The organism is Microvirga sesbaniae (assembly GCF_025460805.1).
Classification (GTDB): Bacteria; Pseudomonadota; Alphaproteobacteria; order Rhizobiales; family Beijerinckiaceae; genus Microvirga; species Microvirga sesbaniae.
On the sequence record NZ_JAMXFJ010000073.1, the window covers coordinates 1 to 10521 of the forward strand.

Annotated in this window: 9 protein-coding genes and 2 pseudogenes; 4 read left to right on the forward strand and 7 right to left on the reverse strand. The window is 59.7% G+C overall.

The window, feature by feature from the left end; genetic code table 11:
- Positions 1-203, forward strand: a 203-nt coding sequence (locus OCW50_RS31990; protein ID WP_262300297.1) for a hypothetical protein, incomplete at its 5' end; no start/stop codon positions are given.
- A 98-nt stretch (positions 204-301) separates the two neighbouring features.
- Here the strand turns inward: OCW50_RS31990 and OCW50_RS31995 are convergent.
- The 6 genes and pseudogenes from OCW50_RS31995 to OCW50_RS33705 all read right to left on the reverse strand — a co-directional run.
- Positions 302-547, reverse strand: a pseudogene (locus OCW50_RS31995) (argininosuccinate synthase domain-containing protein); the annotation flags it as partial.
- A gap of 420 nt (positions 548-967) precedes the next feature.
- Positions 968-1318, reverse strand: a complete 351-nt coding sequence (locus OCW50_RS32005) for a DMT family transporter (RefSeq protein WP_262266510.1) — start codon at positions 1316-1318, stop codon at positions 968-970.
- A gap of 14 nt (positions 1319-1332) precedes the next feature.
- A complete protein-coding gene (locus OCW50_RS32010; RefSeq protein ID WP_247654113.1) occupies positions 1333-1614 on the reverse strand; it encodes a hypothetical protein in 282 nt (93 codons plus the stop codon).
- Between the two features lie 179 nt (positions 1615-1793).
- Positions 1794-3071 carry an IS3 family transposase gene (locus OCW50_RS32015; RefSeq protein WP_315974513.1) on the reverse strand — a complete coding sequence of 426 codons (1278 nt, stop codon included), beginning with the start codon at positions 3069-3071 and terminating at the stop codon, positions 1794-1796.
- 85 nt (positions 3072-3156) lie between these two features.
- On the reverse strand, positions 3157-4275 hold the full coding sequence (locus tag OCW50_RS32020) for an IS110 family RNA-guided transposase (RefSeq protein ID WP_262300298.1): 1119 nt from the start codon (positions 4273-4275) through the stop codon (positions 3157-3159).
- Positions 4276-4378: 103 nt separating this feature from the next.
- A pseudogene (locus tag OCW50_RS33705) lies at positions 4379-4480 on the reverse strand (transposase); the annotation flags it as partial.
- A gap of 560 nt (positions 4481-5040) precedes the next feature.
- On the opposite strand from OCW50_RS33705, the gene OCW50_RS32025 reads away from it, so the two are divergent.
- The 3 genes from OCW50_RS32025 (at position 5041) to OCW50_RS32035 (ending at position 8400) form a co-directional block, all read left to right on the forward strand.
- On the forward strand, positions 5041-5403 hold the full coding sequence (locus OCW50_RS32025; RefSeq protein ID WP_114949005.1) for an HU family DNA-binding protein: 363 nt from the start codon (positions 5041-5043) through the stop codon (positions 5401-5403).
- Between the two features lie 229 nt (positions 5404-5632).
- Complete coding sequence (locus OCW50_RS32030; protein ID WP_114949004.1) at positions 5633-6166, forward strand: pantoate--beta-alanine ligase; 534 nt, start codon at positions 5633-5635, stop codon at positions 6164-6166.
- Positions 6167-7071: 905 nt separating this feature from the next.
- A complete protein-coding gene (locus tag OCW50_RS32035) occupies positions 7072-8400 on the forward strand; it encodes an IS5 family transposase (protein ID WP_262300299.1) in 1329 nt (442 codons plus the stop codon).
- Positions 8401-8810: 410 nt separating this feature from the next.
- On the opposite strand, the gene OCW50_RS32040 is transcribed toward OCW50_RS32035, so the two are convergent.
- Positions 8811-9941 carry an acyltransferase family protein gene (locus OCW50_RS32040; RefSeq protein WP_210804923.1) on the reverse strand — a complete coding sequence of 377 codons (1131 nt, stop codon included), beginning with the start codon at positions 9939-9941 and terminating at the stop codon, positions 8811-8813.
- Between the last annotated feature and the right edge of the window lie 580 nt (positions 9942-10521).

The following is a 10521-nucleotide window of genomic DNA, read 5'->3' on the forward strand; positions in this document are numbered from 1 at the left end:
CGCGGCTGCGGCTCGATGCGGCTCTCTACGAGCCGGCCCCATGGCGCCGGCCGGGGACGGCGGGCCGGCCGCGCACCAAAGGCGCTCGCATGCCGACCCTGTCTGAGGTGCTGAAGCGGACGAGCACATTGCGATCCGTCAGGAAAGTGAGCCCGATACTGGCAAGGGCCGCAGCCTTTTGTTGCCTCGAGACAACGGACTGAACATAGGGGCTGCCGAAAAGACCGGAAAAGCCGTGTCGCTTGATACTGTTGTTGAGGCGCGGCAGGCTATTTTGCGACAGGTTTGCCGTATGAAGGAGCAGCTCCGATCCAATGGTCGCCGCATGATCGGCAACTATACTCGCGATTACCGGCCTGCTCAACGAACTGCTCAGCGGGTAATTGCCGAGATACTTGGCATGGGCCCGAATGGCCGGCTTGACGCCCCTTTCGATGAAAGCCCCCCGGCCATCAAGGCAGATAAAACGGGCGCCGAACCTTGCGGCGGTCTGCTCCAGCAGTGGCTGGTCGATGGGCTCGCCCGCGCCGACCGCAACGGCATCGATATTCTGAAAGCCGAGTTCCTGAAGTCTGAAAGCAGGTAAGTGCTATCCAAGCCGCCACTGAACATTGTCACGACCGGTTTAGAGTGATCGCTAAAGGTCACGATATCTTCAAAGCTTTCAATACGACCAATCAGCCGATTTATGGGTGACGCTGGAGTGTTCATGATCCCATCTTCCTCTCAACGATAGTACCGGCGGTGGTTACGACGATTATGAGGGCGGCCCCGCAGAGGCTGGGAAGTGTCAGCGGTTAAGACACAATAACGGCAGCGAATAGGAGGCCAAAGAGCGGCTCGGTACCCATCAGCAGGCCAACGCGGGTCGGCGTGCTGCCCCGAATGGCAGCGTTCTGAACATAGAAGGCCGCAATTGTGCAAAGGAGTGAGAGGAAGGCGACGGATGCCCAGAACTGACCACCGCCTATTCGGAAGCGCCACTCTGCAGCAGGAAGAGCGTAACCGTAAGGATGGCGACAGTGGAGGCTTGAAGGGTCGTCAAGGCGGCTGACGATACAGGGCGACCGGCCATCAGCCGCTTCGTCGTGACCACCAAAATAGCCCGCAATACGGCGGCGCTCAGAACAAGAAGATCCCCGAAGGTGAAAGCGGTCGTTCCTCCCATCAAGGTGGCGACACCTAAGCAAGAGCATCCGGCGCCGGCCAGAACGCCAATCGGCGGCAACTTTCTTGAGAGTCCATAGTCAAAGATGGGCGTGAAAACAACGCACAATGAGATGATCAGCGCGGTATTTGAGGCGTTCGTTGAGGACACGCGATAGGTCTCTGCTAAGAGAATCGCAAACAGGATAGCCCCCAGTACAACGCCGCGCGCACAATCCCCACGAAGGTTGCGGCAATTTCCTTGTGTGCGACAAAGGACATGGCGACTGCAGTGATCAGGAACCGGTAAAAGATGAGGACGAGAACAGGTGCAAAAACGAGCGCACCTTTCGCCACTGGATAGCTTGCACCCCAAACCAATGCGATCCCGAGGACGGACAGATCCGCCGAGAAACCACTTATCGGCTGGTGCCACGCCAACGTTCCGCCACTGCTGCCGCTATCCACGTTTTGTGTCCTCTTGCATCTTGAACCTTTAGGACCTGGCGGTATTCAGCAGGCCGAGTCGCTTACTCAACAAGAGAGGCAAATCGCGGGCCAGCGGCGCTCAAGCGCCTTAGAAGACTGAGGTGGCTTGGTTTGTTTGAACAGCGTTTTCGGCTGGATAAGTGGAGCGTCTGCCGGGGTCAGGCCGCCGCAAGCTGCGGCAGCGGGTCGAAGTAAGCCTGATCGGGTGTCTTGCGGTCAAGGGATGAATGAGGCCTCCGGCTGTTGTAAAAAGTCAGATAGCGGCCGATTGAGGCGCGGGCCTCGGACACGCTGTCATAGGCCCTCAGATACACCTCCTCGTATTTGACGCTGCGCCAGAGCCGCTCGACAAAGACGTTGTCGCGCCAGGCGCCCTTACCGTCCATGCTGATTGCGATCTCGTTCTTGAGCAGGACATCCGTGAAGGCCATCGACGTAAACTGGCGCCCCTGATCGGTGTTGAAGATCTCCGGCCGCCCATACCGGGCAAGCGCCTCCTCCACGGCTTCGATGCAGAAGGCGGCCTCCAGAGTGATCGACAGCCGCCAGGCCAGAACCCGCCGGCTGAACCAGTCGACCATTGCCGCGAGATAGACAAACCCGCGAGCCATGGGGATGTAGGTGATGTCCATGGCCCAGACTTGGTTGGCCCCCGTCACCGACAGCTTGCGCAGGAGATAGGGATAGACCGTGTGCCCTGGTGCCGGCTTGGAGGTGTTTGGCTTGCGATAGAGCGCCTCAATGCCCATCCGCTTCATCAACGTGGAAACATGCAGGCGTCCGACTGTGAAGCCCTCCGCCAGCAGCAGGTCGCGCAGCATCCGGCTGACCGCAAAGGGATACTCCAGGTGCAACTCGCCCATCCGCCGCATGAGGGCCAGATCGGCCGCCGAGGCAGGCTGCGGTCGATAATAGAGGCAGCCCCGGCTGATCCCGAGCGCCGCAGCCTGCCGACTAAGCGGCAGGGCATGCGCGCGGTCGATCATCGCTTTGCGCTCGGCCACACTCCGGCTTTGCCGAGCGCGCTTTCCAAAAAATCGTTGGCCAGGGTCAGCTCGCCGATCTTGGCGTGCAAGGTTTTTACATCCAGCGGCGGCGTGCCCGTTCCGGCCTTGGGCTCGGGCCCGAACACGCCGGCGGCTCCCTCGAGCAACTGCGCCTTCCACTGGGTGATCTGGTTGGGATGAACATCGAACTCTGATGTTCGTTGTCAATGAGCTTGGACGTGGGAGTACGATCCCAAGACGGGAGCCGGACGTGGCAGGATGGAGTAATTGCGCAGGGCCGGAGACAGAGCCGTCAAGACGACGGTCGAGCAGACTCTGATGCGCGGGTTGGTCACCGCATTTCCGTGTGTTCGTCCGGGGCTGCCTCGATCTGCTGGCGGGCGTCAATGATGTCCCATCGGCCACACAATTCGTACGAGGATTCCCCACCGAGGCTCTGCCTCCGGTGCTGCGCAATCACAGATGTCAGTCGAACGTGATCCGGTTCTTCGTGAGATCTTGTCCTTGTGCGCCTTCAGGCGGCCGAACGGGGTTGGATCTCGCGGCCGATCGCCCACAGGAACGCCGCCATCTCCCGCGCGATGGCGGTGACTATCACAGTCTGGCGCTTGCCGGCCGCCATCAGCCGGCGATAGCGCGCGCACAGCCGCAGCTGCGCCTTCCCGGCAATCGCCCGCACGATTGCCGGCAAGCCCTCCTGGCGTTCCTGCAGCACGCGGCTCATCCGGGCCGGAAAGCGATAGGTCCAGGCGCCCTCGATCAGAACCCGACGGACCCTTGTATTGCCAGCCTTGGTGATGCTGCCCCGTCGGACCCGCTCGCCGGTCGAGCTTTCGCATGGCACCAGACCCAGAAAGGCCATGAGCTGGCGCGGGCTCTCGAAGCGGCGCACATCGCCGATCTCGGCCACGAAGGTCACTGCGGTGAGCAGCGCCACCCCGCGCAGGGCCTGATAAGCCTCGACCACGGGTGCCATCGACCATGTCGAGACCACCTCAGCGACTTGCTGGGTCAGTCGTTCCAAGCGGGCCTCGGCATCCGCAATCGCCTGCCGGTATTCGCCCAAGACCAAGTACTGAGCCGGATGCTCAAAGATGAGTTCGGCCAGCCAGCGCGCATGCGCCCGGGTCCACGGCTTGCGGCCGGAGAAGATCCGCCCATGGCGCAAGAGGAAGGATTGCAGGTACTGGCGCTTCTCGCGCAGATCCTCCATGGCCGCCTCGCGCGCCCGCACCAGCTCGCGCACCGCCTCATGGCCTGGATCCGGCACCCAGATGGCGGTCAGCTCCCCGGCCCGATGCAGCCGGGCCAGGCTCAGGGCATCGCGGCGATTGGTCTTCACGCGCTCGCCCGGGCGCTTGGGGATCAGTGAGGTGGCGATGACCGCGCAGTCATGGCCGAGCGCGGAGATCTGGCGCTGCAGGCCATAGCCGGTTGGACCGGCCTCATAACAGAACAGTAACTCGCTGTGCCGGCTCGCCAGCTTGTTCACCAGACGCCGCACGGCCTCCGGGGTGTTGTCGATCTCGCCGAGAAAACGGATCTCGCCCTGGCGGCCGTCCTCGGCCACGGCGACGGAGATCTTCAGTTTCGAGGTATCCAGACCGACAAACACCTTGCTCTTCTGCTGCATGGCTCGTCCCCTGCGCGGGAGGCTCGACGCCGGCCCATCCGGCGCAACCCTCGCTCATCGCATAGTGTGGACGAGCCACCTCCGCCGGCAACGAACATACGGTCTGCTGGGCCAGCTCGGCCAGGGTCTTCTCACCCTTCACGGCGGCAAGGGCCACCTTCGCTTTGAAAGCCGGAGAGTGGTTCCGGCGGGGTCGCTTGCTCATGGTCTCTCCTGTCTGGCAGCCATTTTGGCTACAGTCAGGCAGAAACTCCACTTATCCCGCTGTTCAAATTTCCCGAGCCAGCTCTTCTTTCCATGAAATCTTCCTATGTCGCCCTTGAACTAATGACACCACGGTCGCTCTACATCGTCTTCTTCAATTTCAGCATTACTAGCTTCCGAGGCGCGATACTGTATATCCGGCGCCGGTTTTCTAGCTGCAACAGCCCACTGAAGCTCAACGTTAGCGAGGTTCGCAACAGTCGCCAAGAGTTCCGAGTGGTCAAGAAAGGTACCTCGGGTAACGTGTGGGGGCAAGATGAGAACAATGCGCTTTGTGTGACCTAAACTGTTGCCTTCTGGCACGGATCTTGCGCTTGATAGGTAAAAAGCCGAAATCAGCTACCTTCACATGACGAGTGTTCAAATGCTGACATAAAATGGTAAGAGATTTGCGCGATTCCCGTTTACTCTGTGATTGCGCTCCTCGGAGGATGTCGCTCCTCCTAAAGTTGGGCTCTGGTAACGGACGCCCCCCCTTCCAACCCCAGTAGGAGAGTGCTGATGATAGGCAAGCGCGTAACCCACGCCCATTTAACAGCAGCCATGTACCAGCAGGGCAACGTCACAAAGGACGACGCCGCAGATCTGGTTGAGCAGGTCTTCAAGACAATTTCCGCGGCGCTGGAGGACGGTGAGAGCGTGAAGCTCTCTTCATTCGGCATCGTTACTATGCACGACAAGGCTCAGCGCTTGCAGCACAATCCAAAGACTGCTGTGGAGGTGTCGATCGAGCCTCACTGGGTCATCCAATTTACTGCGTCGCCGGTTCTCACGTCGCGGCACAGTCGAGTGAGGCCCCGACTGTTAGTGTCAGACGCACAGGAGGCCGATCGGACGGCTGCCGCCCATGGTAAAGCCTCTTAGGCCGACGCTGACGTCGAGCATTTCAGCCAGCTTGCGCTATAGCGGGCTGACCGGTTTTGCACTGAGCGTTGTCCATCAGATCTATTCCTCTTTCTCGATGCAGATCCCGGAGAATGTCTACACGCATGTTGTTGGAGCATCACTGTTCGGAGCGATCAGTGGCGCTGTTCTGTTTTCGGCAATCGCATCACTGAGAAATCGGATCATGTTGCGCGGATAGGGACCAACCATGGGTGCAGCAAGACTCTTCAGCGCTAGCTTCCTCGGCCAGAGGGACCTCCAGCAATGCGCCGTGATCCGGCAGATGGTGCGGGATCTCAATCTTCCCATCGAGGTTGTCACGGTTCCGACGGTGCGCGAGTCCGACTGTTTGGCACTCATCAGGTGCAACAGCAACCTCGGCCCGACCGATCGTACGAGAGCGCTCTGCCTCGACCGCAGCCTGCTCGCCGCGGAAACTGCGTACGGGGAGGGCGAGTGCGTCAGCGACAGGCTGATCGCAGTTGCCCGATCGCAGATGACCGAGGTCGACCAGCTGCAGTATCTCGAGCTGCAGGATGCCAGGACCGTGTGCGCTATCCAGGGCTTGGCCGAGAAACCGACCGCTCTTTGCGTGGCCGCCTATGGCGGGCCTACGCGCCTGATCAACAATGTTCTCCTGATTCCGCCGCCGAAAGCTCTGGACGATCGCGAGCTCGAGTTGGACCCGCATGTGATCGGCCACCAGGCGAGGATGAGTGCGGAAGCGCCGCAACCGTCATGACACTCCACCCCATGCCCCATGCCCTGATTCATGACCTCAGCAGCCGGCTGACCGGTGCAGCAGCGGCGGAAACGCTCCAGGCCTGGTGTGAGGAGCATGGTCTGTCACAAGGGCCGATCACCGCAGAGGTTCGTCATCTCTGGTGACTACGGTGGTGTTCTCCTCGTCATGGCTCTATCCTGTCAGGATTTAGAGCCTCCGCAAATCCCGCTACAGTCCATTCACGAAGACTCTCGAGGAGTACTGCGCGATGGCAGCGCCCTTATGCACAATGTACCGGGCATAGAAAATCAATAACTCTCAAACGCTGGCTTTAGGGGAGAGGCCCCATGATGTCTGCTCACCACGTGACTCCTGCCGCACCAGTAACACGGGACTACACCTACAATCTATTCAGAAACCGGCACCTCCCCAAAATCATCTGCGCTGTGCCTGAGCATTGTCCTGTACCTAGCTTCATTAACTCGAACGATTGGGCGTTTGATCAGGTGCTTCGCCCTGCCGACGCGACACCGCTCGGTTTCTTCAGCCGGGCGGCACAGGCAGGGGTGCGATTTACCAGTTACTATCTCTTCCAAACCACGGGCCTTACTCAGCGCGAGTGATTTCAGAAGCTGAGTGATGACGGTGTTGGAAGGGCGGTGTATTGAGACGGGTGACGAGTCTGCTAGAACCTCGTCGAGAGAGCGATGCGCCACGAACGACACTGCCAACGTTTTGCGCCTGTGTCAGCCAGATGCAGTTGACGACCCCTCGCAGGATATTCTCCGAGCCGGTGTTTTATCACTAAGTCGTCGGCCCTGAATAACCCACAACTGATTGAGGCAGAAGGATTCTTCGTTGTCACGAAGCATTGTAGAATGCCAGCATCTGGGGACGGACCCGCTCAAACCTGGTGTTTTGCCATGGGACCCAAGCCGACAATGCCGAGCTCCGGCGATCTCTACCGCAGCCGCCTCGACCAGATCCTCGATCCCCGCCACGCGTTGTTCCGCCTGGCTGCTTTGATCGACTGGGACAGATTTGATGAGGAGTTCGGCCGCTTCTATCGGCCCCTGGGGCGGCCCGCCAAACCCACGCGCCTGATGGTCGGGCTGTCGTATCTCCAGCACACCTTCAACCTGTCCGATGAGGCGGTGGTGCAGCGCTGGATCGAGAACCCGTATTACCAGTGGTTCTGTGGCTGTGAGTACTTCCAGCATCAGCTGCCGTGCGATCCCAGTTCGCTGACGCGCTGGCGCAAGCGGCTCGGCCCCGACGGACTCGAGAGCCTGCTGGCGGCCACCATCCAGGCCGGGCTGGACAGCGGCGCGGTGCTGCCCTCGAGCCTGGAGCGGATCAGCGTCGACACCACCGTGCAGCCCAGAGCCATCACTTATCCCACCGACGCCAAGCTCTATCTCAAGGCGCTGCAGGCTCTGGTGCGGCAGGCCAAGCGGCATGGCCTCGAGCTGCGGCAGACCCACACCCGTCTGGCCAAACGCGCGGCCGTGCAGGTCGGCCGCTACGCCCATGCCCGTCAGATGCGGCGCATGCGCCGCGAACTGAAGCGGCTGAAGATCTATCTCGGACGCGTGTACCGCGATGTCACCCGCAAAGTCGCCGGTGATGAGGTTCTCTCACGCCGGTTTGCTCCTCTGCTCGGCCTCGTGGAGCGCCTGCTGGTGCAGGAGCGCACGAGCAAGAACAAGCTCTATAGCCTGCATGCGCCCGAGGTGGTGTGCATCGCCAAGGGCAAGGCGCATCGCCCGTACGAGTTTGGCTCCAAGGTCGCACTGGCGGTGACCAACCGGGAAGGCTTCGTGCTCGCCTCCAAGGCGCCGGAGGGCAATCCTTATGACGGCCATACGTTGGACGCCACCATCGGCCAGGTCATCGTGCTGACAGGCGTCGAGCCGGAGCGGGCTTATGTCGACCAGGGTTATCGCGGGCATGATTATGCCAAGACGGATCGGGTGTTCATCACGCGACAGCGGCGGGGACTCACACCGACGATCCGACGGGAACTCAGGCGACGATCGGCGATCGAGCCGATGATCGGACACATGAAGGCGGACGGGCGACTGGGACGCAATCACCTGCTCGGAGCCGCCGGCGACGCCATCAATGCGCTGCTGGTGGCCGCCGGGCACAATCTGCGGCTGATCCTGAACTGGCTCAGGCTTTTTGTGGCCTGGCTCATGGCAGCTCTGATCATCTCATCCGCGCAACCGGATACTTCTCAAGCCGCCTGAAACCAACGCCAGCTTCGTGCCGACGCATTATTCAGGGCCGACTACTTAGCATTCGCGATCCGAAGTTCCCGGATGGGCATGAGCGCTTGGTCCGGCACGAGCATAGTCCCGAGCGCACCATTCAAACGGATTTTTTACGGTAACTGGTATAGCACACAATGCATCGATCGGAAGGCACTCGTCAGGCGGCAAGACCAAAGTCCTAACCTTTGATGCGCTCTGGCACGTCCTCTGCGATATCTGCGATTTGTCTGAGCCGCAAGAATCTTGGAATTTCTTTGGGGCATCTGGATGTGTGTCCGTTTGAGCGTCCGATGCTCTAACTTCGAGGATGAACCAATCATGGGCCTAACACTACTCCTGTCTCTTAGCGAGGTGGGAGATTGTGTCCGGTCAATTCGGGGGCTACTTTATTCGGTTTGACGTTGTGCCTCTGAGAGCTTCTTGACGAGACGTTTGCCGTACTCCACGGACGGGCGCTCGATCCCGTGATAGCTGACGTGGGCGATGATGGTAGCTAAGCCAAGCACGATTGCTGAGACGGCAGCGAAACGGAGCCATTGAGGACCATCGCTGGCATACACGCGCTGCAGTACTGGGCCACTCAGTACAATCAGCGGGATGTGCCAAAGGTACACAGAATAACTGATCCGCCCATAGTACGACAGAATACGGGATGCCAGAACGCGAGGCTGGCACAAAGCGGCGCTCAGTAAGATCAAGGCGTAGGCGATGGTGTCGACATGGACTCGATGAAAGATGCCCCATCCCAGGCTCCTGGATACTTGCCATGAGAACAGGAGCAGGCCTGCAGCAAGAGCTGCTGAGCCGAAAAGTTTGGCCCGCGGGTTCACCTTGAGTGCGACATAGGCTTCGAAGGCAAGCAAGCCCAACGTGAATGAGGGGAAGAAGCGCACTATCGAGCCAGCATCAAATTGCGCCCACAAACGCGGGTTAGAAACCAACCATGAAAAGTGATTGGCAAAGATGTAGTAGATAACGAGCCCCACAAAGAAGGTTATGAGGCGTGCCTTGATGCCCTTGGCGAAGAAGTACAGCAGGGGAAAGATGGCATAGAATATCATCTCCACGCCAACCGCCCACCCTCCTGCAACGGCGCTCCGGCTCCATTTCGGAACGAGATTGAAGAGAAACGAAACGGACCCAGCGATTAGCCCCCAGTCGGGCGCACTCCACCTTGTTATGCAATAGTGTAAAGTGGAGTAGATGATTACTGTATAGAAAAGGGGCGCAATCCGGAAGAAGCGGCTGGTTGCGAAGCTCACCAAAGGCATGCCAGTTGCGATATGACGCGGCATCGTCAGGCTCAAGGAAAATGCGCTGATTACAAAGAACAGCCACACTCCTGAATACCCGAACTCAATCAAGGGCGCGAACGCCGGAGGGGGCGCTAGGTTCGGCGTCGACACCCGATAGACGTGGAAAAGAAGCACGTAGAGAGCCGCAATCCCGCGCAGATTGTCGAGAAATTCGAGCCGGTCATTTTGCATTTGCTGCCCCAAACCAGCATGCTGAATCACACGAATGCTTGCGGAGCCGCGATACTATCTCAAGATGATGCCTCGGGGAAGCTCACGTCTCTGAAGTGTAACCCCTGAGAGTGGCGCGAAGATGGAAGCCTGAAGGCGGTCAAAGCAGCTTGCAGGAGAGGGGCTGCTAATTCTTAGCAATCAGAACAAGGGTTACTTGATCAGCCTACCGAGGCGGGCCTTCAGCTCCAATTTCATCCGGTTGACCATTGTCAGAGATCGCTCAGCGTGGGGTTGTGCGCTGATCGCTTGGCGTATGACCCGAAAGGCCCTGAATTCGTTGCCAATGGTTTGCAGCTCGTTCCGGTGCTCTAAGGCTGTTTGGGCTTCCGTCCTTCGCATCTGTGCCAAACTAGGCGGCTATAGGGCCTCCCGCGCTGCCTTCTCCGCCTCGGCAGACCAATCCGTTACCGGAGCGTCGACTTCCTCCGCCTCACAGTTTCCTGAGACACCCTATAAGCGGACGGGATCCGCAGAAGGGTGATGACGATGACAGAGACGATGAAGGATGCGGCCGGTCCGGGCCGCGGTGGGCGCATGTCGCGCCATCGCAAACGCGAGGCGGTTCTGC